The 23,765-nt window shown below is 45.0% G+C and carries 23 protein-coding genes, 5 pseudogenes and 1 other annotated feature; of the genes and pseudogenes, 8 read left to right on the top strand and 20 right to left on the bottom strand.

From position 1 onward, the window contains the following. Nucleotides 1-175 precede the first annotated feature (175 nt). Together L0M13_RS08665 and L0M13_RS08660 are read left to right on the top strand one after the other, a co-directional pair. Nucleotides 176-718, top strand: a complete 543-nt coding sequence (locus L0M13_RS08665; RefSeq protein WP_235199135.1) for a cysteine hydrolase family protein — start codon at nucleotides 176-178, stop codon at nucleotides 716-718. An 89-nt stretch (nucleotides 719-807) separates the two neighbouring features. Beyond that, nucleotides 808-1,068 (top strand): GlsB/YeaQ/YmgE family stress response membrane protein, encoded by a 261-nt coding sequence (locus tag L0M13_RS08660; RefSeq protein WP_235199134.1) that lies wholly within the window; start codon nucleotides 808-810, stop codon nucleotides 1,066-1,068. Nucleotides 1,069-1,113: 45 nt separating this feature from the next. On the opposite strand, the gene L0M13_RS08655 is transcribed toward L0M13_RS08660, so the two are convergent. Continuing rightward, complete coding sequence (locus L0M13_RS08655; protein WP_235199133.1) at nucleotides 1,114-1,770, bottom strand: lytic transglycosylase domain-containing protein; 657 nt, start codon at nucleotides 1,768-1,770, stop codon at nucleotides 1,114-1,116. 138 nt (nucleotides 1,771-1,908) lie between these two features. On the opposite strand from L0M13_RS08655, the gene mscL reads away from it, so the two are divergent. Further along, complete coding sequence (mscL, locus tag L0M13_RS08650; RefSeq protein ID WP_235199132.1) at nucleotides 1,909-2,298, top strand: large conductance mechanosensitive channel protein MscL; 390 nt, start codon at nucleotides 1,909-1,911, stop codon at nucleotides 2,296-2,298. Nucleotides 2,299-2,311: 13 nt separating this feature from the next. Here the strand turns inward: mscL and L0M13_RS08645 are convergent, their stop codons facing one another. The 4 genes from L0M13_RS08645 to L0M13_RS08630 form a co-directional block, all read right to left on the bottom strand. Next, nucleotides 2,312-2,854 (bottom strand): SCO family protein, encoded by a 543-nt coding sequence (locus tag L0M13_RS08645; protein ID WP_235199287.1) that lies wholly within the window; start codon nucleotides 2,852-2,854, stop codon nucleotides 2,312-2,314. A 109-nt stretch (nucleotides 2,855-2,963) separates the two neighbouring features. Then, the gene (locus L0M13_RS08640; RefSeq protein ID WP_235199131.1) at nucleotides 2,964-3,092 is read right to left on the bottom strand and encodes a YvrJ family protein; all 129 of its coding nucleotides are present in this window, start codon (nucleotides 3,090-3,092) and stop codon (nucleotides 2,964-2,966) included. A 57-nt stretch (nucleotides 3,093-3,149) separates the two neighbouring features. Next, nucleotides 3,150-3,365, bottom strand: a complete 216-nt coding sequence (locus L0M13_RS08635; protein WP_235199130.1) for a DUF2922 domain-containing protein — start codon at nucleotides 3,363-3,365, stop codon at nucleotides 3,150-3,152. A 25-nt stretch (nucleotides 3,366-3,390) separates the two neighbouring features. Continuing rightward, nucleotides 3,391-3,609, bottom strand: coding sequence for a DUF1659 domain-containing protein (locus L0M13_RS08630; protein WP_235199129.1), 219 nt, complete (start codon nucleotides 3,607-3,609; stop codon nucleotides 3,391-3,393). A 121-nt stretch (nucleotides 3,610-3,730) separates the two neighbouring features. Here L0M13_RS08630 and L0M13_RS08625 point away from each other — a divergent pair, with 121 nt between their 5' ends. Then, on the top strand, nucleotides 3,731-4,183 hold the full coding sequence (locus L0M13_RS08625) for a DUF2621 family protein (protein WP_235199128.1): 453 nt from the start codon (nucleotides 3,731-3,733) through the stop codon (nucleotides 4,181-4,183). Between the two features lie 17 nt (nucleotides 4,184-4,200). Here the strand turns inward: L0M13_RS08625 and L0M13_RS08620 are convergent, their stop codons facing one another. From L0M13_RS08620 to L0M13_RS08585, 8 genes and pseudogenes are all read right to left on the bottom strand, one after another. Beyond that, nucleotides 4,201-4,701 carry a CcdC family protein gene (locus tag L0M13_RS08620; protein WP_235199127.1) on the bottom strand — a complete coding sequence of 167 codons (501 nt, stop codon included), beginning with the start codon at nucleotides 4,699-4,701 and terminating at the stop codon, nucleotides 4,201-4,203. A 94-nt stretch (nucleotides 4,702-4,795) separates the two neighbouring features. After that, nucleotides 4,796-5,506 (bottom strand): cytochrome c biogenesis CcdA family protein, encoded by a 711-nt coding sequence (locus tag L0M13_RS08615; RefSeq protein ID WP_235199126.1) that lies wholly within the window; start codon nucleotides 5,504-5,506, stop codon nucleotides 4,796-4,798. 325 nt (nucleotides 5,507-5,831) lie between these two features. Beyond that, nucleotides 5,832-7,606: pseudogene (locus L0M13_RS08610) on the bottom strand (ABC transporter ATP-binding protein). After that, nucleotides 7,606-9,359 (bottom strand): annotated as a pseudogene (locus L0M13_RS08605) (ABC transporter transmembrane domain-containing protein). The pseudogenes L0M13_RS08610 and L0M13_RS08605 overlap by 1 nt, the downstream one beginning before the upstream one ends. A 266-nt stretch (nucleotides 9,360-9,625) precedes the next feature. Next, a pseudogene (argH, locus tag L0M13_RS08600) lies at nucleotides 9,626-11,000 on the bottom strand (argininosuccinate lyase). Then, on the bottom strand, nucleotides 10,997-12,229 hold the full coding sequence (locus L0M13_RS08595; protein WP_311195646.1) for an argininosuccinate synthase: 1,233 nt from the start codon (nucleotides 12,227-12,229) through the stop codon (nucleotides 10,997-10,999). The pseudogene argH and the gene L0M13_RS08595 overlap by 4 nt, the downstream one beginning before the upstream one ends. A 197-nt stretch (nucleotides 12,230-12,426) precedes the next feature. Then, a complete protein-coding gene (locus tag L0M13_RS08590) occupies nucleotides 12,427-12,978 on the bottom strand; it encodes a DUF3221 domain-containing protein (RefSeq protein WP_235199124.1) in 552 nt (183 codons plus the stop codon). 116 nt (nucleotides 12,979-13,094) lie between these two features. Further along, complete coding sequence (locus L0M13_RS08585) at nucleotides 13,095-14,042, bottom strand: MBL fold metallo-hydrolase (protein WP_235199123.1); 948 nt, start codon at nucleotides 14,040-14,042, stop codon at nucleotides 13,095-13,097. A gap of 119 nt (nucleotides 14,043-14,161) precedes the next feature. Continuing rightward, nucleotides 14,162-14,369: a binding site (T-box leader), on the top strand. A gap of 82 nt (nucleotides 14,370-14,451) precedes the next feature. On the opposite strand from L0M13_RS08585, the gene proC reads away from it, so the two are divergent. Both proC and namA read left to right on the top strand, forming a co-directional pair. Then, complete coding sequence (gene proC, locus L0M13_RS08580) at nucleotides 14,452-15,255, top strand: pyrroline-5-carboxylate reductase (RefSeq protein WP_235199122.1); 804 nt, start codon at nucleotides 14,452-14,454, stop codon at nucleotides 15,253-15,255. 56 nt (nucleotides 15,256-15,311) lie between these two features. Continuing rightward, complete coding sequence (namA, locus tag L0M13_RS08575; RefSeq protein ID WP_235199121.1) at nucleotides 15,312-16,328, top strand: NADPH dehydrogenase NamA; 1,017 nt, start codon at nucleotides 15,312-15,314, stop codon at nucleotides 16,326-16,328. A 178-nt stretch (nucleotides 16,329-16,506) separates the two neighbouring features. Here namA and L0M13_RS18335 read toward each other — a convergent pair whose 3' ends face one another. From L0M13_RS18335 to mce, 6 genes and pseudogenes are all read right to left on the bottom strand, one after another. Next, a complete protein-coding gene (locus L0M13_RS18335) occupies nucleotides 16,507-16,635 on the bottom strand; it encodes a hypothetical protein (RefSeq protein WP_260107760.1) in 129 nt (42 codons plus the stop codon). Nucleotides 16,636-16,763: 128 nt separating this feature from the next. Beyond that, a pseudogene (gene rnz, locus L0M13_RS08570) lies at nucleotides 16,764-17,724 on the bottom strand (ribonuclease Z). Between the two features lie 7 nt (nucleotides 17,725-17,731). Then, on the bottom strand, nucleotides 17,732-18,967 hold the full coding sequence (locus L0M13_RS08565; protein ID WP_235199120.1) for a DNA polymerase IV: 1,236 nt from the start codon (nucleotides 18,965-18,967) through the stop codon (nucleotides 17,732-17,734). A gap of 91 nt (nucleotides 18,968-19,058) precedes the next feature. Next, nucleotides 19,059-20,180, bottom strand: coding sequence for a M20/M25/M40 family metallo-hydrolase (locus L0M13_RS08560; RefSeq protein WP_235199119.1), 1,122 nt, complete (start codon nucleotides 20,178-20,180; stop codon nucleotides 19,059-19,061). Nucleotides 20,181-20,583: 403 nt separating this feature from the next. Then, nucleotides 20,584-22,122, bottom strand: a pseudogene (locus L0M13_RS08555) (acyl-CoA carboxylase subunit beta). Between the two features lie 15 nt (nucleotides 22,123-22,137). Continuing rightward, entirely contained in the window at nucleotides 22,138-22,536 is a 399-nt protein-coding gene (mce, locus tag L0M13_RS08550; protein ID WP_235199118.1) for a methylmalonyl-CoA epimerase, read from the bottom strand. A gap of 167 nt (nucleotides 22,537-22,703) precedes the next feature. Between mce and prli42 the strand changes: the two genes are divergently transcribed. Then, entirely contained in the window at nucleotides 22,704-22,799 is a 96-nt protein-coding gene (prli42, locus tag L0M13_RS08545) for a stressosome-associated protein Prli42 (protein WP_199876604.1), read from the top strand. 60 nt (nucleotides 22,800-22,859) lie between these two features. On the opposite strand, the gene L0M13_RS08540 is transcribed toward prli42, so the two are convergent. Then, complete coding sequence (locus L0M13_RS08540; RefSeq protein WP_235199117.1) at nucleotides 22,860-23,471, bottom strand: 3'-5' exonuclease; 612 nt, start codon at nucleotides 23,469-23,471, stop codon at nucleotides 22,860-22,862. Nucleotides 23,472-23,574: 103 nt separating this feature from the next. On the opposite strand from L0M13_RS08540, the gene L0M13_RS08535 reads away from it, so the two are divergent. Continuing rightward, nucleotides 23,575-23,754 carry a CsbD family protein gene (locus L0M13_RS08535; protein WP_235199116.1) on the top strand — a complete coding sequence of 60 codons (180 nt, stop codon included), beginning with the start codon at nucleotides 23,575-23,577 and terminating at the stop codon, nucleotides 23,752-23,754. Nucleotides 23,755-23,765 lie beyond the last annotated feature (11 nt).

Raw genomic sequence — 23,765 nt, 5'->3', positions numbered from 1 at the left:
TGCTACAAACCAAAACGCTTGGCGATTCAACTTCTGTGTGTTTTCAAAAACCATATTCCTCATCTCCTTTTAAGGAGTATACTGAATATTTTTTCAATTTGCAAAAGATTATTTTCACTTTTCATTAAATTGTTTTTATGATTAGATGGAGCCATAGACGATGGGAGGAATTGGGATGAAAAAAGCATTATTGGTTGTGGATTATACGGTGGATTTTGTAGCGGATCACGGAGCATTGACAGTTGGAAAACCTGGACAGGCCATTGAAGCGAAAATATGCTCGCTGACGGAGCAATTTTTAGAGAATGGCGACTTTGTTGTCCTACCGGTCGACTTGCACGAACATGAAAATGAACTTCACCCGGAGTCGAAACTATTTCCACCCCACAATATACGCGGAACTGCGGGCCGGGATCTTTACGGGCGTCTTGCAGAAGTTTATGAACATCATAAAGAAGAAATTGTTTGGATGGATAAAACGCGTTATAGTGCTTTTGCCGGCACCAACCTGGAAATCATGCTGCGAGAGCGCAATATCACAGAAGTTCATATTGTCGGGGTCTGCACGGACATTTGTGTGCTCCACACTGCAGTGGATGCTTACAATAAAAACTTCGCGATCAAAGTCCATGAAGAAGCGGTTGCGAGCTTCGACGAAGAAGGCCATCGCTGGGCATTACGGCATTTCAAAAACACCCTTGGCGCTGAAATCCTATAAAATTTACTTGTACATGTTTCAAACGTCCTGAATAAGGTTATATATTCAGTGTAGCAATTATTCATAACCTTAAAAGGAGCTGGAACGAAATGGGATTTCTATTATATTTGATCATGGGTGGTATCATCGGATGGCTTGCGGGTCTAATCCTCGGTAAAGACATTCCTGGAGGTATTATCGGGAACATTATTGCAGGTATTATCGGGGCATGGCTTGGTGGCTTGCTGCTTGGAGACTGGGGTCCTGAAATTTGGGGCGTATTCATCATCCCTGCATTAATTGGTGCTTTAGTACTTGTCTTTGTATTGAGCTTGATCTTAGGTTCAATGAGAAAAGGCCGCAGAGCTTAATAACAAACCCAAAAAAGAAGCGGGGCATCTGCCCCGCTTCTTTTTTTATGGTGTTTTAAATTGCTCTTCATACAAGTGATAATAATGCAGAATGTCTTTTACGTAACTATCGCTATGGTTGTATTGGAAAATTGCCTTTTCCAAATCCCCGTCTGCTGCACCGTATTTCGATAAGAAATTGGCTGCGCTATACAAAGCGTCTGTCAGATCATAGGGATCTGCTACTCCGTCCCCATTTCCGTCTACACCGTAACCACCGTATTCTTCGATGACAGCCGGGTCGGTTTTTTCCTTCTCAGGAATTTCCCCTCCCCCTAATCCAGAACAGGTCGGGTGCTGCCATCCTACAAATGTGCAAGGCATGAATTGCAGATGGCCTTCAGCACCAACCGGCGATAAAAGCGGATCCATCGTTGAAAATTTAGTTTCAATGCGATGATGGGCAGCAAGCAATGTCCACGGAATGCCGTAGGTTTCTGCGGCTTCTTTATACAAGGGGATATTTTCTTTTGGAACTTCCAATTCAAATAATTGCTGGGGCGTCTCTTTGATTGTATGCACAATATCTCCTGGGTTAAACACATTAAAAATCACAATCGCGAGTGTAGTTATCACAAGCAATACCGGCACCAGGATGATCAAAAACCAAATTTTGATCCGAGTTGCCAGACTCTTTTTTTCTTTTTCTTCATTTTCCCACACCTATCACGTATTTCCCCTAGTTTAACATAAAGTTTTTTATTTTTCTTTTGGTAAATAAAAACAGTATTCATCTTTCCTTTAAATTTGCCTAGCCAATGGATGACATTCCGGTATACTAAAAGAAAGGTGGTGTTAATCATGTGGGAAGATTTTAAGAAATTTGCGTTAAAAGGAAATGTCTTGGATCTGGCTGTCGCGGTTGTCATCGGTGCAGCATTCGGTAAAATCGTCTCTTCTCTTGTTGAAGACATCATTATGCCGCTTGTTGGGATCTTAATCGGCGGTTTCAGTGTCGAAGATTTAACCTATTCTTTGAATGGCGTAAACCTTCGTTACGGCGCTTTCGCCCAATCGGTCATCGATTTTTTCATCATTGCATTCTCTATATTCTTAGTGATTCGATTGTTTACGAAATTCAAGCGCAAAAAAGATGTGCCTGCAGAGGAAGAACCAGAAGTGCTCGACAAAAAAGAAGAGCTTCTTGTGGAAATCCGCGATTTGCTGAGCAAAGAAAAAACCGGTCTTTAACGACCGGTTTTTTTCATTCGATTAAATTTTGCAGGTCTTTTACAATATCATCGACCGGCACTTCTTCAAAGCCATCATAATTATTGGTGACTTTTCCTTCCTGGTCGACTAGATAAAAGGAAGTTCCATGCACGACTTGATCGCTGTTCGGATCATCTTTTACAAAAGCTTTAAAATTTTCTTTAGCGAAATCCGCGATTTCCTGCTGGCTGTAGCCAGTCAGTAAATTCCACTTGGAGTCGTCCGGCACGGAGAAATTCGCTAGGTATTCCGCCATTTTTTCGGGAGTGTCTTCTCTCGGATCGACGCTGAAAGCGATAATTTTATAGTCTTCGATACCTTTTTCGATCAATTCTTCTTGAATATTCGCCATATTAAACGTCATTGGCGGACAAACCGTTTCACAATTTGTAAAAACAAATGTCGCAAGCCACGGCGTTCCTTTTAAACTTTCCAAAGACACCGTTTCGCCTCGCTGGTTAGTATGTGAAAAATCGTCGATCGGCTGATCACCACATGCTGAAAGCAAAAAGACCAAAGCTAAAAGCACGAGCATTTTGAAACCTTTCAATTGCCTGCCCCCATTCTTCTGCTCTATCCATCTTATCGAATGAGGACATTGAATTCAATATTTGCAGGCCTCCCTTTATCACAATTCTGTGAAATCAGGATACTTTCAAAGTGATGAGCGCGTCGTGTATCGCTACAAGTTTTGCCTCCACCCGGTGCATCAAATAAAATGACACAAAGACCGGAAATCCAACTTCCTGGATTAAACGCATCCATTCATCCATCGTTTTCACCTCACTCCTATTTTAAAAAGCTCTCCCGTTAAGGAGAGCTTTTGTTGCTTATAGCGGGTAATCTGTGACATTCCGTTCAACAAGCCGGGCAGCCTTCGCTTTTGCAAAAGCAGAACCTTCCACTTCAAAGATGTTTTGCGTAATGATGGTCTGCATTCCCGCATTTAATTCTTGCGTTGTGATGTCTTCACGCGGTTCGTCGATCGATAAAGTCACATCTTTTCCTGCAGCTGTTTCAAATATCAATTCCAATGTTTTGGCCATTTCCTATTCCCCCTCATTAATTGAATTACGCGAAGATGTTCAAGCCGGATTGTTTTTCCACAAGCATCATCGGTTTTGTACCGAAGTCTGCCAATACGACTGCCACTTCAAAGATTTGTGTTGCTCCTGCCGCTTCTGTAACATTGTGGTACGCTTTTACTTTTTTCTTCGGCTTGCCTTTGCTATCCAAGCCAAGATCAAAAGTGCAACGGATGCTTGCACTTTTAAATTCGCTGATTGCCATGTCGATCACCTCCTTTCATTCGCTATATAGACACAAATGAAAAAAGAAGATACCTTTTTAATGAATTTTTTAAAAAACCCTTCTATAATAGGAACAGGTATGAATAAATGAGGTGAACAAAATGGCACTTGAAGGTTGGTTTTTATGGTTTATCTTATTCTGGGGCGCTGTTTTAATCGGTAGTTTTGCCATAGGCGGATATTTCATGTTCCGCAAATTTCTTAAATCGATGCCAAAAGAAGACGGGCTTTCGGATTTGAACTGGGAAGAATATTATGTCGATAAGACGATCCATTTATGGGGCGCAGAAGAAAAAGCGATGTTGAACGAATTGGTCCAACCTGTTCCAGATCTTTTCCGTCCTGTCGCCAAGCAGAAAATCGCTGGCCGGATCGGACAGATTTTATTAGAGGAAAAAGTGAAATCAATGAAACTTGAACATATCATTCGGGGTTATATCCTAGCTACGCCAAAAAGGGACCATAAATTCCTCCGCAAAAAGCTGGCTGAGATGCAGATCGATGTCCATCCCTATGAAGTCTATTTCAATCAGGAAAATCAAAAGACCGTATAATGAAAAAAGCGCAGCCCTCAATTCGGGACTGCGCTTTTTACTTTATTCGTCATTTTCTTATATTGCAGATACATGGCTAAGCGCCATGGCACAATCATGCTGAAAGCCAGGATAAAGAACATGCCCCCGAGCTCACCTACATCAATTGTTGCACTCAGCACCACTTTTGCAATCACCCGGATCAGCAATAAACCAAATAAAATGAACATGAATGCCTTTGATTGCTTCAAATAAATATCGCCGTCCCGCACTTCAAATTTCGAAGTCCAGATAAGCACTGTCGAGAACATCACCCCGACGAAACAAGCTTCTAGGATCTGCATCGGATGCACCCGGAAAAAAGGGAAAATGAACATCAACGCACCGGTCGACATAAATAATGGCGGCAAAACGATCTTTTTGACAGAAGCCGGCTTTTTCGCCGATTTATTGCGGACCAACATGGCAAGTACCCCCATGCCAAGCGCTCCGACAGTAGTCACCATCAGCATGATTTCTGGAGAGATCATATCAAACATCGAATCCCACCTTGCTCACTCTTTTTAATTTTTGTTTGTTTTTCATCCTTACACCCGCTTACTCCGCTTTTACTGATGATAATCATACCATCATTTAAAACCCTTGGAAATCTCCAAATATCGGGCTTAAAATCCGTATAATATATGTCATGCCATCGAAGAACAAGAGAATTCCGACTGCGATCATGACATAGCCGCCAATTTTCATGATTTTGTTGCTGTTTCTGCGCAGCCAGCCTGTTTGTGCAACGAAGAACGACAATACAAAGAACGGAATCGCAAAACCAAGAATATAAGCGATCATATACCAAATCCCAGATCCCGGATTTGTTGCAGCTAAGGCATAAATTGCCGCTGTGATTGGTCCGGTACAAGGCGTCCATCCAGCTGCAAAGGCAATGCCGATGACAAAAGTTCCAAGAAAACCGGATGGCCGGTTTTTAAATGAAAACTTACGGTCTTGCATGAGGAATTTCGGTGTGAATACCCCGACAATCATCAAGCCGAAAACCACAATGAAGATGGCGCCTAATTGGCGAATCAAGTCATCGTAACGCAAGAACCATTCGTAAAAGAATGATGTGCTAAATCCAAGTGCAATAAAAATGGTGGAAAATCCTAAAAGGAAAAACAAAGTATGGTACATTCCACGGCGCTGCATTACCTTTTTGTCATTTTTAATCTCATCAATCGTCATGCCGGTTATATAAGATAAAAATGCTGGATACAGCGGCAGCGTACACGGCGAAATAAAACTCAGAAACCCTGCCCCGAACGCCAAAAACAAGTTTATATCAGCACCCACTATTGGTCACTCCTTATCCTGGCTTTAACCGCAAGATCAAACTTGCGCATCAAAGTCCAATTGAATCCACTGCTGCTCCAAGATTCCCAAAGAGCATAGTTTCTCTTTTTTACTCCTCCCATCTTACCAAATAATCTCGATCAAAACCGCCTCTTTGCCTGTGACATATTTGTGGACAATGATTTTAGCCTCTTTTTTCACTTTTTTGTTACGGTTTTTTGTTTTTTTAAATAAACCTTATGTAGTTTCCTACATGTATTATTAAAAACGTGCTGTGTTTTTTTATTAGTAAATTTTTTCACAAAAAAAAGCGGCCGGAGCCGCTTTACCTTGCTTCTACTATTCCGTTTTGCAGTAAATACATTTTATGGTAAAGTCCGCGTTCTGCAAGCAATTCTTGATGCGTCCGCGTTCAACAATTTCACCGTGATGCAAAACTAAAATTTGGTCTGCATCTTGGATCGTACTAAGCCGGTGTGCAATAGCGATTGTCGTCCGCCCTTTTCGCATACGTTCAAGCCCTGCCTGGATTGCGATTTCGGTTTCAGTGTCAATATTCGCAGTTGCTTCATCCAGCACCAAAATTTTCGGATCGGTCGCCATCGTCCGCGCAAATGCCACAAGCTGCCTTTGTCCGCTTGAAAAAGTCGAACCGCGTTCTGTCACGTCTTGCTGGTATCCATTTGGCAAAGCATTGATAAACCGGTCAGCCTGGACAAATTCAGCAGCGGCCCATACTTCCGCATCCGTCATTTGTTGGTTATGAAGGCGGATGTTGCTTTCGATGCTTCCATAGAAAAGGAACGGATCTTGCAGCACCAATCCGATTTTCTTACGTAGCTCCTGCGATTCATAATTCTTAACCGATTGTCCATCGATTAAGATGTCCCCTTTTGAAAATTCGTAGAACCGCATCAATAAGTTAATGATGGAACTCTTGCCGCTTCCCGTATGGCCAACAAGTGCGACCGTTTCACCCGGCATCGCTGTGAATGAAATATGCTTTAAAACATCTGTCATGCCGTCATAGGAAAAACTGACATCATTAAATTCGATCCGGCCATCTTCAATAGTGCCGGCCGTGTTTTTTTGAGCTGGTGCCATGTCTTCTTCATCCAATAACGAAAATACGCGCGCTGCAGCGACAATGGCTTGCTGGAAAATGGAAAGCCGCTGCATGACTTGATTGATCGGCTCAAAAAATCGGTCAATATACGTCACAAACGCATAAATCACCCCAACTTCCACTGTATTTGAAAAAGAAGTGATGCCGAAATAACTTAATAGAATAATCAATGCCAATGCATAAACCAAATCGATTGCGGGCCGCAAAAGCAATCCGTCAATTTTGATATTGCGTTTTCCAGCTTTCCAATGCTGGTCGTTGATTTCGCTGAATTCGTCTTTCAACCGCTTTTCCTGTCCAAATGCTTGAATCATGCCCATGCCTTGGACCGATTCCGAAATCTTGGCATTCAATTGCCCCAGCCGCTCGCGCAGATCCTGATAAAATACGGAACTGTATTTGCGGTAAAGGTACATGATCCAAAACAGAATCGGCAACAGGACAAGCGAAATAGCTGCCAATTTAACATTCAGGAAGAACATCGCGATATAGACGCCGATAATCAAGAAAGCGCTTTGGATGAATCCGATCAATACACTGACAAACATTTCCTTGATTGCTTCCGTATCATTCGTCACCCTCGATACGATGCTGCCGGCAGGCGTCTTGTCAAAATAGCGCATGCCAAGATTCTGGACTTTAGCAAAAACGTCGATGCGCATTTGCTGAATGATTTTTAAAGCCGCTTCCTGGAATTTCAGCAATTGAAAATAACTGATGACGACATTGGAAATCTGGATAAACAAATAAGCTAATGCGAGACCTACTACAGGCCCTGTCGGAAAATTGCCAGGGGTCAAAAAATCATCGATAAACATTTTAATGAGAAATGGCCCCAACACATCTCCGACAACGGTGAGTACCAGTAAGCCTAAAGCAAATGCCAGCATCTTTTTGTGGGGAGCCAAATAAGTGAGCAGGCGCTTAAACACGTTCCATTGGTCTTTGCCGGTCAACGACGGCTGCTTTTCCATCATAACTCGCCTCCTTGCTCGACGAGCGCCTCTAATTGCTGGAGCTCATACATTTCATAATAACGGCCTCTTTTGCTCATCAATTCCGCGTGTGTTCCAATCTCCGCCACTGTTCCTTCGTGCATGACGAGGATTTGGTGCGCATGTTGGATTGCACTGAGGCGATGCGACGTAATGATCGTCGTCTGTCCGCTGCGCGTTTCTTTTAAGGATGACAAGATGGCTTCTTCCGTTTTCGCATCAACCGCCGACAAAGAATCATCCAAAATCAGCAATTCCGGCTTCATCATTAACGCACGGGCAATTGAAATCCGCTGTTTCTGGCCGCCCGAAAGAGAGACGCCGCGTTCTCCGACTACCGTTTCGTAGCCGTTGGTGAAATTCAGGATATCTTCATGGATATAAGCAAGCTTAGCAGCTTCCTGTACTTCTTCTAGCGTGGCTTCTGGCCGGGCAAATGCAATATTGCCCGCGATGGTTGTTGAAAACAGGAAATGCTCTTGCGGCACATAGCCGATCGCTTCGCGCAAATACTGTTTTTTGTATTCATTGATCGAAATGCCGCCAAATGTAATCTCGCCCTCGTACTGATCAAATTCCCTCAATAGCAAGCGCAGGATGGCAGATTTCCCAGATCCGGTTTTCCCTGCGATGCCAAGCGTTTCTCCTTGTTTTAAACGGAAATGAATGTTTTGGAGAGCCGCTCGTTCATCACCTGTGAAATTAAACCGTTCGAGTGCAAACACAAGATCTCCTTGCGGCTTGAAATCGACAGCATCTTCCTGGTCTTCGATTTCCACCGGTGCTGCAAGCAAGAGGCGGATGCGGTCATAGGATGCCCGACCGCGTTCGACGATATTGAATAGCCAACCGAAAGCGAGCATCGGCCAAACGAGCAAGCCGAGATAGGCAGTGAAAGCGACCAAATCGCCAATGGTCATGCTTCCTGAAACGACAAAATACGATCCGAATCCAATGGCCAGAAGATAACAGACGCCGATGATAGCCGAAATAGTCGGATCGAACAAGGAATCGACACGGGCCACTTTAATATTTTCATCGACTACAGTATGCGACAGCCGCTTGAAATCTTCGATGTCTTCTTTTTCTTGGCCAAAAGTCTTGATTACTTTCATGCCTGAAATGCTTTCCTGCGTTTTATCGTTCAAACTCGAAAAGGCTTCTTGGGCTTTATGGAAACGTTGATGCATCAATTTCCCGTAATAATTCGTCATATACGCCATCAATGGAAGCGGAAGCAAGACGATCAATGTCAATTTCCAGCTGATTGTCAACGCCATGGCCGCAATGACAAACCCGCCGGTAGCCAAGGAATCGACAAGCGTCAAAACTCCGGCTCCGCAGTCTGCTGGACGGCTTGAATATCATTCGTTGCATGAGCCATCAAATCGCCGACCCGCCGCTTTTGGTAAAACGCCGGGGACATCCGGGTAAAATGCCGGAAAAGCTGTTCCCGTAAATTTCTTGCCAAAAGAATTGAAGATCCGAAAATCATGATCCGCCATGCATAGCGAAGTGCGTACATAGCAAGTGCTGCACCGGCTAACACCCCGAGCCACATCAGCAGATAAGATCTTGTCAACGTCCCTTTGCTGATTTCATCCACTACAAAACCGATTATCCGCGGCGGCAGCACTCCGAGAAATGCCACAATCAGCAGCATGAAAATACCGACAGCATAATGAAGTTTCCGTTCTTTAAAAAACCACCCTAACTCGAAAAACACACGCATATTCTCTTCCCCTTGCTGTTCGATATGGAACTACCTGTCTTATTTTATCAATACCATTATGTAAAAGGAATAAATATTTCGATTCTTGAAGTAAATCAGACAATAGGCCGAGAATTTTCGGGATGAACGATCGTTTAATGAAGGGTTTTCTACTTAATTTTCCTTCTGAAAATCAAAAAAGCGGAATTCCTAAGGGGGATAGGAATTCCGGTCAAAGGCGCCGATAGCGGGTACCAAGCGCTACGGCTTTATAAGATTGGACTTGATTACCCGATGAGTTGCTTGGCAAGTCCCAACTGGTGGTGTACTTGATCAAAGCCGGTGCCGCCAAGTGAGTTGCGGCGTTTAACTGCAGTTTTGGGCATTAAGGTCTCATAAATATCTTCTTCGATCAACGCACTTGCTTGCTGCAGGTCTGCAAGCGGAAGATCTTTTAAATAATAGCCTCGCTGAATGCACGTAAAGACCAGTTTCCCGGTAACATCATGCGCTTCGCGGAATGGCATGCCTTTAGCTGCCAAATAATCGGCAAGTTCTGTGGCATTGGAAAAGTCGGAATGGACGGCTTTTTCCATCGAATCGGTGCGGATAGTCATCGTCCGGACCATGCCTTCAAATATTGGCAATGAACCCATTAATGTATGGACGGTGTCAAACATGCCTTCTTTATCTTCTTGCATGTCTTTGTTGTAAGCGAGCGGCAATCCTTTTAAAGTTGTCAGCAAACCAAACAGATTGCCGTAGACACGGCCTGTCTTGCCGCGGATCAACTCCGCCATATCCGGATTTTTCTTCTGCGGCATGATGCTCGATCCGGTAGAGAACGCATCATCCAATTCAATAAATCGGAATTCTTCGCTTGACCAAAGAATGATTTCTTCAGCAAAACGCGACATATGCATCATCAACATCGATGCATTGCTTAGAAATTCCACAATGAAATCTCGGTCGCTCACGGCATCTAGGCTATTTTGGTAGACGCCTGAAAATCCGAGCAGGCTCGCTGACAATTCCCGGTCAATCGGGAATGTCGTTCCGGACATCGCCCCAGCGCCAAGCGGCGAAAGGTCGATGCGTTTTAAGGATTCCGACAAACGTTCTTTATCGCGTTCAAGCATCCAGAAATACGTCAGCAAATGATGGCCGAATGAAATCGGCTGGGCACGCTGAAGATGTGTATAACCGGGTACAATTGTTTCCACATGAGTTTCAGCCTGATCGACGATAGCCGACTGGAATGCTGTCACAGCTTCTATTATTTCTGTTACCCGATTTTTCAAATAAAGATGCATATCTGTCGCAACTTGATCATTCCGGCTTCTCGCCGTATGAAGCTTGCCGCCGACCGGACCGATTTCATCGATCAGGAATTTTTCCAAAATTCAAGTGAATGTCTTCATTTGCTACACTGAACTCCAAATCGCCTGCCGCTGCTTTGCCTTTCAAGGTCTGCAGCCCAGATAAAATAAGAGCTGCATCTTCTTCTGATAGGATGCCGCAAGCCGATAGCATTTTAACATGGGCCGTGCTGCCTTCTAGATCTTCTAGTACAAGTTTTTGGTCAAAGGAAATCGATGCGCCGAACTCATCCACCCACTGTTCGGCCGATTTCTGGAAACGGCCTCCCCACAGTTTGGTCATGATTGAACGCCTACCTTCACGTTTTCAGGGATCGCGACTTCTTTCTTATTGACTTGTGCATTGACCACCGTTGGAAGCCCCCACAATTCGATAAATCCGACTGCCGATTCGTGGTTGAATGTATCATCAGTCGAATAAGTAGCCAATTGTTCGCTATAAAGAGAATTCGCGGACTTACGGCCTTCAACGATTGCATGGCCTTTAAACAATTTCACACGCACTGTGCCGTTGACAAAGGTTTGCGTTTCTTGCAAAAATGCTTGAAGCGCTGTACGAAGCGGCGAGAACCAAAGGCCTTCGTAAATCAATTCCGTCAATTTCTTTTCAATTACCGGCTTGAAATGCGCCATTTCTTTTACGAGTGTAATGTCTTCAAGCTCTTTATGCGCTGCAATTAAAGTCATCGCAGCTGGAGCTTCATAAATTTCACGTGATTTGATGCCGACGAGACGGTTTTCAACATGGTCGATTCTGCCGACGCCGTGCTTGCCTGCAAGCTTGTTCAATTCAAGGATCAAGTTGGCGAAGGTATAGGAAACGCCGTCCAACTGGACAGGAACGCCGTTTGCAAATTCAATTTCGACCACATCCGGTGTATCCGGTGTGTTTTCCAAAGCGTTTGTAATGTCATATGCTTCTTCTGGCGGTGCAGCCCATGGGTCTTCTAAAACGCCGCATTCGTTGGCGCGGCCCCATAAGTTTTGGTCGATCGAGAATGGGCTGTCCAAGTTGACTGGAATCGGCACATTGTTTTCTTTCGCATAAGCAATTTCTTCATCACGCGACCATGCCCAAGCACGAACCGGGGCAACCACTTCAAGTGCCGGGTTCAACGATTTGATGGAAACTTCAAAACGGACTTGGTCGTTGCCTTTGCCTGTACAGCCGTGCGCTACGGCAGTCGATCCTGTCGCTTCTGCAATTTCCACCAGTTTTTTCGAAATCAACGGGCGGGATAACGCGGATACAAGCGGATATTTGCCTTCGTATAGCGTATGAGCCTGCATGGATACAAGTGCATATTCATTCGCGAATTCTTCTCTCGCATCAATCATATAACTTTCAACCGCTCCGACTTGAAGCGCTTTTTGTTTAATGAAATTCAAATCTTTTCCTTCCCCGATATCCAGGCACACAGCGACAACGTCGTAGCCTTGTCCTTTCAGCCACGGAATGGCCACCGATGTATCTAATCCACCTGAGTATGCGAGTACGATCTTTTTATTCAATAGGAAAACCTCCAATGTATTTTTATGCATTATTTAATATGAATATTCATATACTAACATGGAATATTTATTAGTGCAAGTGAATTTAATTACATTCAATCAAAAAAAAAGAAAGGCAGCTGCAGCTGCCTTTCTTTTTGAAATATTCTCACAAATAAACAGTTTCTATTTAAAAACTGAAGCGTTGAAGAGAAAGTTTATTCTCCGCCAATTGTATATTCATGTGTATCTAAATCGATTTTGACTTCAGACATTTTGCCATTCTCCATATTGGTGAACAGGAATCCGATTTCGTTTTCGCGCACAATCGGCTGGCCCAGCATCAATAAGCGCGGAAGTTTCTCGCCTTCGATAAAGGCGGTCAAAGCTTTGGCTTCTTCTAATGACGCTTCATCTTCTTGGATCGACACGGTTTCAGCCTTGCCTTCCATCGGGAACGAATCTGCGAGCGGACCTTTATAATCAACGACCACTTTCATGCCGGTGCGGATATCGCTGATCACGCCGTCTTTCTGTTCCTTGCCATCATCATGCTTTATGCTAACTTCTTCAGGAATCGTGAAGTAAATATTATTGACGAGGATCTGGTCTGCCGTAACTTGAGTGATAAATCCTTCTTCTGTCATCTCCTGCTGCTCCGTCGCCACTTCTTCTTTTTTAGGTTCTTCAACTTTCGGCTTTGCCTCTTCATCATTTGAACACGCGGCTAAAAATAACAAACTTGCCATCAACATAGTGAATTTCTTCAAAATAATCCATTCCTTTTCGTGTTAATCTCAGTTGTGCTGTCCATATTTTGAAAAGTCCAACGGCTTTATTTTAACCTTTAAACCGGCATTACGCAATAACAAACGAATGACGGCGATTACGCTTTCTGGTAATAAAACAGGCCGTCGCCATCCAGCCTTTCGGTAATGAGCCCATCCTCCAGTAGATAATCGATCTGGCCGATCGTTTCGGAAAGCGTCAACCCCAGTTCTTTCACATACGCATGCGGGAACAATTCCTTAGCAAGCATATAGACGGTCTTTTCTTCGTGCTCGATCATATTCAATACTTTCATGGCACGGAGATGCTGCTTCTCTAAGCGCGCAGTAATCAATTCCTTCATATTTCGGACTTCTTCCCCGTGTCCGCTATAAATGACCTCAATCGGCATCTTCAACAGTCTCCCGAGCGATTCATTGTATTGAAGCAATGATTTTGGACGCCCTTGATCCGGATCAAGCGGCGGTTCAATCAGCGGATTTGACGATACTTTCGCAATGACGTGGTCGCCGCCGATCATTTCACTTGTTTCCGCATTCCAAAAAGACAGATGGCTTTGGGCATGCCCGAGCGTCTCCATGACTTTCCATTCCTCATGGCCTGGCAGGACATCGCCTTCATTGATCGACATATCGAGCGGACGGCTGCCCATCAGATTCAACGGCCGCTTCATCTTTTTAACCCAATATTCCAAGTCATCCGGCACGCCTTCTTCTTTTAAGCGTTCCATATAGAAGGCATCGTGGTATTGAAAAAAGGCTTCATCTCTTCTTAACCATAAATCGTTATAAGGATGGCCATATAATTTAGCATTCTCAAAACCATCCACCCAGCCTGCATGGTCGGGATGATGATGCGTTAAAACCACTTGCTCGATATCCTGCGGACGTAAATTCACTTCCTTAAGCCCCGCTTTTATCGCTTCCCATGCTTCCGGAGTTTTCGGCCCCGCATCAATTAAAGTCAGGGCATCGCCTTTTAATAAGTAGGAGTTCACATCTCCTACGGCAAAAGGTGTCGGAATAATAATCTTATGTATACTCATTACATCAGCTCCTTAAAGAATGAATGGCTATTCATCTATCATACAGCTTAAAAACCGAGTCGTCACGCCTAAAAGCCATTTGACAAATATTCAGCCCTCCCCCTATAATGCAGTTACATAGTCGAGCGAAGAAAAAGACCAGTAAAGACGGTGATGGTGTATAGAGAGTGCGCTATTGGTGAAATGCGCATCCCCGCTCCCTTCTTGAACCTACTTTTGAGCTGCCGTGAAAACACGGACGTTTTATCCGCGATAAGGATTACGAGTCGTGCCGTTTACCGGCAAACTTAGGTGGTACCGCGGAAACCAAGCGTTTTCGTCCTTGCAAATGCTGGGACGGATGCGCTTTTTTTAATGCGCAAAATAACGGGCTCGCATTTTCTTACTTAAGACAAAGGACGTGATGAAGATGGATATCGTATGTGTAGGCGCTGGGTCGATGGCAGAGTCCATGGTGCATGGATGGATCCAGAAAAAGATTTTAAAGCCGGAAGAAATTTCTGTGATGAATAAATCCGATAAAGAACGGCTGGAATTTTTGAAAGATGAGTATGGAGTGAAAATTGTCCAGAAAGAGAAAAAAGAATTGAAGCAAGCCGATTTTATTTTATTGGCGATGAAGCCGAAAGATGTAGCAGCCGCCCTTACCGATATTAAAGACAAACTTTCTGATAAAACGGTCATTCTTTCTGTAGTTGCAGGTGTTTCCATTGAAACGATCCAAAAATATGTGGGCAATTTGCCGGTGGCTCGCGCCATGCCAAATACTTCTGCAAAAATCGGCAAATCCGCGACTGGGGTCGCATGGAGCCGCTACGTCTCCACGCGCCAACAACACGATTTAAGAAATTTGCTTTCCTCGATTGGGGGCGTCACCGTTGTCGAAGAATCCCAGCTTGACGCCGTGACGGCTGTGGCTGGCAGCGGGCCTGCATTCATCTATTATTTTGCTGAGGCGATGACGGAAGCTGCCATTCAAAACGGCCTGTCTCCTGGAGATGCAAAAAAACTAGTACGCCAAACTTTCTCCGGCGCAGCTGACATGCTGCAGCAAGACGACTTTGCAGAGCTGCGAAAAAAAGTCACTAGCCCGAATGGCACGACTGCAGCAGGCATCGCTTCGCTTGAAAAAAATGATTTCAAAGGGACGATCGGGCAATGCATTGAACAGGCTGCTGCGAGATCCCGAGCTTTGGGACGAGAGTTCGAATAAGGTATTTTGCTATACTTAAACTCTAATTGTTTTGTAAATTAGAGGAGGCATTTGGAATGGCAAAATTATTCGAAGAATACACCATTAAAAACACGACGTTTAAAAATCGCATCGTCATGGCTCCGATGTGCATGTACCAAAGCGATAAAGAAGACGGCCAAGTCACCGATTGGCACCGCATCCATTATCCGTCGCGTGCTGTCGGCCAAGTTGGGCTGATCATTTTAGAGGCTACCGCTGTAGAGCCTCAAGGCAGAATCTCTGCGCAAGACCTTGGAATTTGGGAAGATGGCCATGTCGAAGGTCTGGCTGAACTCGTCCGCCTGATGAAATTGCACGGTTCGAAAACCGGCATCCAATTAGCACATGCCGGCAGAAAAGCGACCGTAGACGGAGCGATTCAAGCTCCGAGTGCAATCGCTTTTAGTGACCAATACAAATTGCCGGTAGAAATGAGCGTCGAGGAAATCCAGGAAACGGTCGAGGCGTTTAAGGCGGCTGCTGTACGTTCCAAGCAAGCTGGATTTGATGTAATTGAACTGCATGCGGCACATGGTTATTTGATCAACCAGTTCCTGTCGCCGCTAAGTAACAAACGCAGCGATGAATACGGCGGATCAGCGAAGAACCGCTACCGCATTTTGAAAGAAATCATCGATGGCGTCAACGAGGTGTGGGACGGCCCCTTATTTGTCCGCATTTCTGCACATGACTATACAGAAGGCGGCATGACGCCAGAATTATATGTGGAAATGACGAAGTGGATGAAAGACCAAGGCGTAGATTTAATCGATGTCAGTTCAGGGGCTGTCGTTCCTGCAAAAATCAATGCTTTTCCAGGATATCAAGTTCCGTTTGCAGAAACCATCAAGCATAAGACGCCTATTGAAGTTGGCGCAGTTGGACTGATTACAAACGCCCTGCATGCTGAAGAGATCCTGCAAAATGAACGCGCGGATTTGGTCTTCCTGGCCCGCGAATTGCTTCGCGACCCTTACTGGGCATATACAGCAGCGAAAGAGTTGAACGCGGATATCGACGTGCCAGTGCCGTATAAGCGCGGATGGGTGTAAGGCAGTTGCAAAAAACTCAAAATTTAGTATACTAAAGGTAACTCAATGAAGAATGCACGGGTCTGATTTCGACTCAGATTTAGACTTCTTCATAAAAAAACCGAATGCAGAGCGCATTCGGCCAGCTGCATACCGCTTGAGAGCGGTTCGGCTGGAATTAGGCTTTGAAAAATAACCGTCATTCCTCACCACAGGGACGGTTATTTTTTTTATTTATGACGAGAATCATTGAAACGACGAAAGTCAATGCACTAATGGTCAGGCCAATGCTCGTAAAAACAAGGCCGAATGATTCTGTAATCGTCATGTTACCACCCCCTTTCCTGGGGAATGGCCTTACCGCCCTCTGCAGCTGTACCTTTATTTTAACACAAAAAGAACGTATGTTCTATTATTTGCATAAAAAATTTTGAACTCTCAAAAAAAGCCATCTTTTTATCGATGGCTTTCCAGTTTCTTCTTGAATTTTCGTGTATGCAGATTCCAATCAAATTCCATAAAATCCCGTGCAATCACCAGATCCGGAAATATGTCTTTAACTTGGTTTTTTAAGATTTTTTCGTCTTCCGGCAAAAATCTTGCGCTGATGTGGTTGGCAATCAGCAAGTTCGCCTCAGCTCTTTGCGCCGTTTCAGCTGCGTCGGAAATGGTGGAATGGCCATAGTCTTTCGCCAATTTTTGGGTCTCAGCATCGAATGTGGCTTCGTGGACCACTGCATCCGCCCCGCGGCTTAAATCAATCGCCGCTTGGCAAAAACGGGTGTCTCCCAAAATGGATAAGATAAACCCAGGCTGCTCCGCTTCCGTCACTTCTGAGCTTTTTACCATCTTGCCGCCTTCGAGCTCTACATCTACCCCCGCTTTTCAATTTCGCGAGCAACGGGCCTTTCGGAACCCCAAGAGCGGTGGCTTTTTCAATATTCAATTTCGGCGGCCGCGGTTTTTGCGTGATCCGATAGCCGTAGGAAGGGATGACATGGTCTAGCAAAGCCGTTTCTACGATCATCGTGTCATCTTCAAAAATTCGGCCTTCCAGCTTTTCGTTAAAGAGAATCGGATACGTAAGATGGGTCCGGCTGATTTTCAAGACGCTTTCTACGAATTCCTTGATGCCTTTCGGTCCATAGATTTCAAGCGGCTGATCGCTCCCTTGGAACGAACGGGAGCCGAGCAATCCCGGCAAACCGAAAATATGGTCGCCATGTAAATGGGTGATGAAGATTTTCTCGATTTTCCGGGGTTTCAAGGTCGTATGAAGGATTTGATGCTGAGTAGCTTCTCCAACGTCGAAAAGCCAGATGGTGCCGCGTTCTTCGAGCAATTTAAGTGCAAGCGAACTGGTATTTCGCTGTTTGGACGGCATGCCCGCTCCTGTCCCAAGAAATAATAATTGCATAATCCCCCTACTTTCTTTCGTGGTCATCCAAAAAGTCTTTGCTGAAGCTCGTCTTGGAATCGTATGAGGTTTTTTTAAGTTTAACCCCTTTGCTCAGCACATTTTTGCCGAATTTGGTTTCAAGCTGCGAAATCAAATTCAAGATCGGCTCTTCTTTGGCGTGTTCCTGAAAATTAAAAATGGATAATTGCTCGGTCATGTCTTCTTTTGCCGCTACATTCGATACGGTTACACCGACTAAGCGCAAAGGCTCTCCGTTCCAATTTTTGATGAACAATTGCCAAGCGTTGCGAAAGATATCATCGGCTTTCCATACCGTATTCCGTAAAGTCACACTGCGTGTCCGGTTTTTCCATTCTGAGCTGCGCGTTTGAATGCTGACAGTTGGCCCGGCCAATTCCTTTGCTTCCAACCGATTTGCCACTTTTGCACTGAGTTTCCGGAAGATAGCTTTTAAATTTTCCTCATCCGTTTCATCAATCGGCAAGGTAGTGGAAGTTCCCACGCTTTTTGTATCGTAGATGGATTCAGGATCCACAGCCCGGTCGTCGATTCCGTTCGCCCGATTTTGCAGCCTCAAGCCGTTCTTGCCCATTTTCTCTTTGATCAATCCGGCATTTGCCTGAGCTAAATCGCCAATTGTCACAATGCTTAAGTTTTTCAGTTTGTCTGCTGTACTTTCGCCGATGCCATGCATTTCAATGACTGGAAGCGGCCATAGCTTCTCTCGGATTTCCCGTTTCCTTAAAATGGTGATGCCCATCGGTTTCTTCATATCCGAAGCTGTTTTTGCCAGAAATTTATTCGGCGCAATGCCAATTGAACAAGGAAGGTCCAGTTCCGCTAAAATCCGTTGCTGAATTTCTTCTGCCAGCGAAACGGCATTCCGTTCCTGGGCTAATTCCGTCATATCGATATAACCTTCGTCTATCGAAACCGGCTCGACCAGATCGGTATAGGAACGCAGAATTTCGAACATGGCTTTTGAGGCAATGCGATACCGTTCAAAATTGGGCGGTAAAAGAATCAATTCCGGAAACTTGCGCTTCGCTTCAAAAACTTGCATGGTCGTGTAAATGCCGTGCGCCCGTGCTTCGTAGGAACATGTCACAATGATGCCGCGCCGTTCTTTCGGATTCCCGGCAATCGCAATAGCTTTCCCTTTTAAGGACGGGTCATGGGATTGCTCGACGGATGCATAAAAACTATTCATATCTATGTGGAATATCACTCGCCCGCTCATGGAAATCGCTTCACTTTCGCTTTTTCTTTCATTTTAACAAAAAAAGAGAGAACAAACAGCTTGTTCTCTCATTGTACAACTTATTCGATTATTAGTTGGCTTTAGTCGATTCTTTAACGATTTCAATCAGCAATTGGGCTAATTTCTCTAATTCTTCCACTGGTATGCGCTCTTTTGTCGTATGGATTTCTTCATAGCCCACACAAAGATTTGCGGTCGGGATGCCAAAGCCATTGAAGATATTCGCGTCGCTTCCTCCACCGCTCGTCAAAACAGGCGATGGTCGGCCGATTTTTTCCGCTGCTCTCTTCGCAATCTGAACAACGCGCTCCGTCTCTTCAAAATGGAAGCCCGGATACATCAATTTAACTTCGGTTACGGCCTTTCCGCCCATCTGTTTCGCGACCGTTTCAAAAACGGATTCCATATGCGCCGTCTGGGCAGCTAATTTATCTTCGCTGATTGACCGTGCTTCAGAAAGGATATGCACTTCGTCGCAGACGATATTCGTCGCTTGTCCGCCTTCGAAGCGACCGATATTGGCTGTCGTTTCCTCATCGATGCGGCCCAGGTTCATCTTCGCAATCGCTTTTGCTGCAATTGTAATTGCTGAAATCCCTTTTTCTGGTGCAACGCCTGCATGCGCCGTTTTCCCATGGATGGTCGTCCATAATTTCGCTTGGTTCGGAGCTGAAGTGACAATTCCGCCGACTTTCCCATCGCTGTCAACAGCATAGCCATATTCTGCAATCAATAGGGACGGATCCAATTCTTTCGCTCCAGCGAGTCCGCTTTCTTCGCCAGCTGTTATGACAAACTGGATATCGCCGTGTTCCACTTGCTGTTCTTGGATTGTCCGGACCATTTCAAACAAAGCGGCAATCCCTGCTTTATCATCAGCACCAAGTATAGTCGTACCATCCGAAACCACATAACCGTCGCGCACTTCCGGCTTGATGCCTTTTCCTGGCACTACCGTGTCCATATGCACGGTGAAATAAATGGCAGGCACTTCCGTAAAGGCACCACGCAGCGTCGCAATCAAATTATTCGCACCATGTCCGTTTCGGACTGATGAATCGTCTTCCGCCACATGGAAGCCGATATCCTCTAATTTTCGTTTTAAAACCGAAGCAATTTCCGCTTCATTTTTTGTTTCCGAATCAATCTGGACCAATTCCAGAAACTCGTTTAATAATCTATCCTTGTTCATCTGGCACCCCTCTTTTATAAAATCTATGAAAGTAAAGACATTCCAGTTTGAAAAGGAATGGAAAGGAACTTGTCTTATTCGGACAACTATTTCTCGTTTCTTTATTTCTTGCAGCGTGAATGACTTTCGGAAATACGATAGCCGTTTGCGCTTTTCTTATTGTCCAGACTCCAACGGCCAGTGTCTCGGACATAAGCCATTCTGGCTGTGCGGCAAAAAGCGCCGCTTCGCCAGCTCGCCTTATGCCTGTCGAACCTGAACGGCCGTTTACGCTTTTCTTATTGTCTAGACTCCAACGGCCAGGGTCTCGGACATAAGCCATTCTGGCTGTGCGGCAAAAAACGCCGCTTCGCCAGCCTGTCTTATGCCTGTCGAACCTGAACGGCCGTTTACGCTTTTCTTATTACAAAGGCATATTTCCGTGTTTTTTCGCTGGTCGCGTATCTTTTTTATTGCGCATCATTTCAAGTGCTTGGATCAGTTTGATGCGTTTCACGCGGATCGATGACGTCATCAACCATTCCGCGAGCAGCTGCCACGTAAGGATTCGCGAATTTTTCGCGGTATTCCTCGATTTTAGCAGCCCGTGTTTCTTCCGGATTATCGCTTGCCGCAATTTCGCGGGCGAAGATGATATTCGCTGCTCCTTGCGGCCCCATCACTGCAATTTCAGCATTTGGCCATGAATAAACAAGGTCAGCTCCGATTGACTTCGAGTTAAGCGCTACATATGCACCGCCGTATGCTTTTCGAAGAATGACCGTCATTTTCGGAACCGTCGCTTCTGAATAAGCGTAAAGGATTTTCGCGCCGTGGCGGATAATGCCCCCGTGCTCTTGTTTGATGCCCGGGAAGAAACCCGTCACATCTTCAAATGTGATCAACGGAATATTAAATGAATCACAGAAACGGATAAAGCGCGCTGCTTTATCGGATGAATCGATATCCAGGCCGCCAGCCATCACTTTCGGCTGGTTGCAGATTAGCCCGACCGTTTCGCCTTTGATGCGTGCAAGTCCAATGACGATATTGCGGGCAAATTCCGGCTGCACTTCCATAAAGCTATCCGTATCCACTACTTGTTCCACCACTTTGCGGACGTCATAGGGACGGATTGCTTCAAATGGAACGATATCTGCAAGATCCGGACGGTAATCGTCTTTTTCATCCACTTCCAGGCGCGGCGGCATTTCCTGATTGTTTTGCGGCAAGTAGCTGATCAAGCGGCGCACCATCTTCAGCACTTCCTGTTCGGAATCCGAACGGAAATGCGCATTTCCGCTTATAGCTGTATGTACTCGAGATCCACCAAGGTCTTCAGAAGAAATCTTTTCCCCTGTCACTGTTTCAATTACTTTCGGTCCTGTAATGAACATCTGGCTCGTTTTATCGACCATGAACACAAAGTCCGTGATAGCTGGCGAATAAACAGCACCCCCTGCAGAAGGCCCCATGATGACCGAGATTTGAGGGATAACGCCTGAATAGATCGAATTCCGGTAGAAAATATGGCCATAACCATCCAGCGACAACACGCCTTCCTGGATGCGGCTCCGCCTGAATCGTTCAACCCGATGAACGGCGCTCCATTTTTAGCAGCCAAGTCCATGACATTGGCGATTTTTTTGGCATGCATTTCACCGAGTGCCCCTCCGAACACCGTAAAGTCTTGCGAAAACAAATAGATTGGACGGCCGTTCACTTTCCCGTATCCAGTAACGACCCCTTCGCCTGGCCCTTTTGCCATGCCGAAATCGGTCGTGCGGTGTTCCACAAACGGGCTAAGTTCCACAAAGGAATCTTCATCGACAAGCAATTCGATGCGCTCCCGAGCCGTTAATTTCCCTTTTTCGTGCTGTTTGTCTATCCGTTCTTCTCCGCCTCCAAGTTCAATCTCCCGTTTGCGGTCGTATAATTCATTGATTCTTTCGTAAATGTCCATTTCCCCACTCCTCAATCATTGCTTTTCACAAAGTTCGTATAATACGCCATTTGAAGATTTCGGATGCAAGAATGCCACTAAAGCGCCGCCTGCCCCTGGATTTGCATGTTCACTTAACAATTGTACCCCATTTTCACGAAGTTCTTTCATACGGGATTCGATGTCATCCACTCCGAAAGCGATGTGATGGATGCCTTCGCCTCTTTTTTCGATAAATTTATAAACCGCTCCAGCGCTATCCATCGGCTCGAGCAATTCCAGTTTAATATTGCCGGCATCGATAAAAGCCACACGCACCTTCTGCGATTCCACTTCTTCAATTTTCAATAAAGGACAGCCGAGCGTTTCCGTATAATAAGGAAGCACTTCGTTAATGTTTCGTACCGCAATTCCGATATGGTCGACTTTCTTCATTAAATTCACTTCCTTTTTTTATGTTCTCTTTTATTGTACAGATTCACATAGGAAAACTCTAGTTCTTCTTGAATATTTGGATAATGCCAGAGCTCCGCCTATAAAATGTGCTCGAACTATGCTATTATAGAAACAAAGTTCAACTATCTATAAAGGAGTTTCGATGGATGAGAAATAGTGCTTTCCGAAAAGTAATCGTCTACACAATGGTCGGTTTAATGCTGCTTTCAAGTTTGCTAATGGGCATCAGCTTCATCATTTAATAACTGCAAAATAGAAAAAGACGGAAAATCGCACATGCCGATTTTCCGTCTTTTCTTTTGTCAGCGCAGCCGCTCCACACAAAATTGATAAATGGACGCTGTCGCGAGGCAATCCCCTAAAGCATCATGGGCATCATGCTCCAATTTCAAAAAAGCGGTCAGCGTCGTCAGCTTATGGTTCGGCGTTTCCGTAATGGCTCTTCTGGCAAGTTTCACCGTATCAATGACCGTGTATTCCGGAATCGGCGTAATCTCTTCTAATGCATAAAGAAAGCCCATATCAAACGGGGCATTATGTGCGACAATCGGCAGTCCGCCAATGAACGCAATCAGTTCATGGGCCACTTCTTCAATCACGGGTGCATCTTCAACATCCTTATTCGTAATGCCGGTGATCCGGGTAATGGTTCCGGAAATCGGACATTCCGGATTCACCATTAAATACATCGTTTCTTTGCGTTCGTGCTGAATGTATTTAACAGCTCCGATCTGGATGATTTTATCGCTGCCGGAACGAAGCCCGGTCGTTTCAAAATCCAGTACCACATAATCTTCAGGTGTTTGCGTAGTTGATCTATATTTTTTAGGGCGAGCGGATTGGTTTCTTGTCCACTTCGGCCGCGTCTCTTTCATTTTTTGTTCAAGAATTTGTCTGGCATCGCGTTTTTCCATGCTTTCCCTCCTCGGTTTCATGCTTTTATTATACGCGAGTTTGTTTCAAATTTCCGTTTTCAGGCTATACAAAGAGTAAGACAACAACGAGGAGGAACATAACATGGCAGAAAACAATGGTTTGGGAGACAAACTTAAGGGAACGGTCAGCAAAGCAAAAGGTGAGATGAAAGACCAGATCGGCAATGCAACTGATGACCCTAAAATGCAGCGTGACGGAAAAGCAGACAAATTAAAAGGCAAAGCACAAGACGCCATTGGCGATCTTAAAAACAAAAAATAAAACACAAGACC

The organism is Planococcus sp. 107-1 (genome assembly GCF_021513255.1).
Classification (GTDB): domain Bacteria; phylum Bacillota; class Bacilli; order Bacillales_A; family Planococcaceae; genus Planococcus.
Note: the sequence above shows the minus strand (reverse complement) of the source record. Positions and strands in the feature narration are given on the sequence as shown.

Coding starts and splice junctions, on each gene's coding strand:
- L0M13_RS08635 (WP_235199130.1), bottom strand. CDS start 3,365: ATGGCCAAAACATTGGAATTGATATTTGAAACAGCTGCAGGAAAAGAT.
- namA (WP_235199121.1), top strand. CDS start 15,312: ATGGCAAAATTATTCGAAGAATACACCATTAAAAACACGACGTTTAAA.
- L0M13_RS08560 (WP_235199119.1), bottom strand. CDS start 20,180: ATGAACAAGGATAGATTATTAAACGAGTTTCTGGAATTGGTCCAGATT.
- L0M13_RS08665 (WP_235199135.1), top strand. CDS start 176: ATGAAAAAAGCATTATTGGTTGTGGATTATACGGTGGATTTTGTAGCG.
- mce (WP_235199118.1), bottom strand. CDS start 22,536: ATGAAGAAAGTCGACCATATCGGAATTGCGGTACGAAACATTAACGAA.
- L0M13_RS08640 (WP_235199131.1), bottom strand. CDS start 3,092: ATGGATGAATGGATGCGTTTAATCCAGGAAGTTGGATTTCCGGTCTTT.
- L0M13_RS08540 (WP_235199117.1), bottom strand. CDS start 23,471: ATGGAAAAACGCGATGCCAGACAAATTCTTGAACAAAAAATGAAAGAG.
- mscL (WP_235199132.1), top strand. CDS start 1,909: ATGTGGGAAGATTTTAAGAAATTTGCGTTAAAAGGAAATGTCTTGGAT.
- L0M13_RS18335 (WP_260107760.1), bottom strand. CDS start 16,635: ATGACGATTACAGAATCATTCGGCCTTGTTTTTACGAGCATTGGCCTG.
- L0M13_RS08660 (WP_235199134.1), top strand. CDS start 808: ATGGGATTTCTATTATATTTGATCATGGGTGGTATCATCGGATGGCTT.
- L0M13_RS08625 (WP_235199128.1), top strand. CDS start 3,731: ATGGCACTTGAAGGTTGGTTTTTATGGTTTATCTTATTCTGGGGCGCT.
- proC (WP_235199122.1), top strand. CDS start 14,452: ATGGATATCGTATGTGTAGGCGCTGGGTCGATGGCAGAGTCCATGGTG.
- L0M13_RS08630 (WP_235199129.1), bottom strand. CDS start 3,609: ATGGCAATCAGCGAATTTAAAAGTGCAAGCATCCGTTGCACTTTTGAT.
- L0M13_RS08535 (WP_235199116.1), top strand. CDS start 23,575: ATGGCAGAAAACAATGGTTTGGGAGACAAACTTAAGGGAACGGTCAGC.
- L0M13_RS08645 (WP_235199287.1), bottom strand. CDS start 2,854: ATGCTCGTGCTTTTAGCTTTGGTCTTTTTGCTTTCAGCATGTGGTGAT.
- prli42 (WP_199876604.1), top strand. CDS start 22,704: ATGAGAAATAGTGCTTTCCGAAAAGTAATCGTCTACACAATGGTCGGT.
- L0M13_RS08585 (WP_235199123.1), bottom strand. CDS start 14,042: ATGAGTATACATAAGATTATTATTCCGACACCTTTTGCCGTAGGAGAT.
- L0M13_RS08620 (WP_235199127.1), bottom strand. CDS start 4,701: ATGTTTGATATGATCTCTCCAGAAATCATGCTGATGGTGACTACTGTC.
- L0M13_RS08565 (WP_235199120.1), bottom strand. CDS start 18,967: ATGAGCGGGCGAGTGATATTCCACATAGATATGAATAGTTTTTATGCA.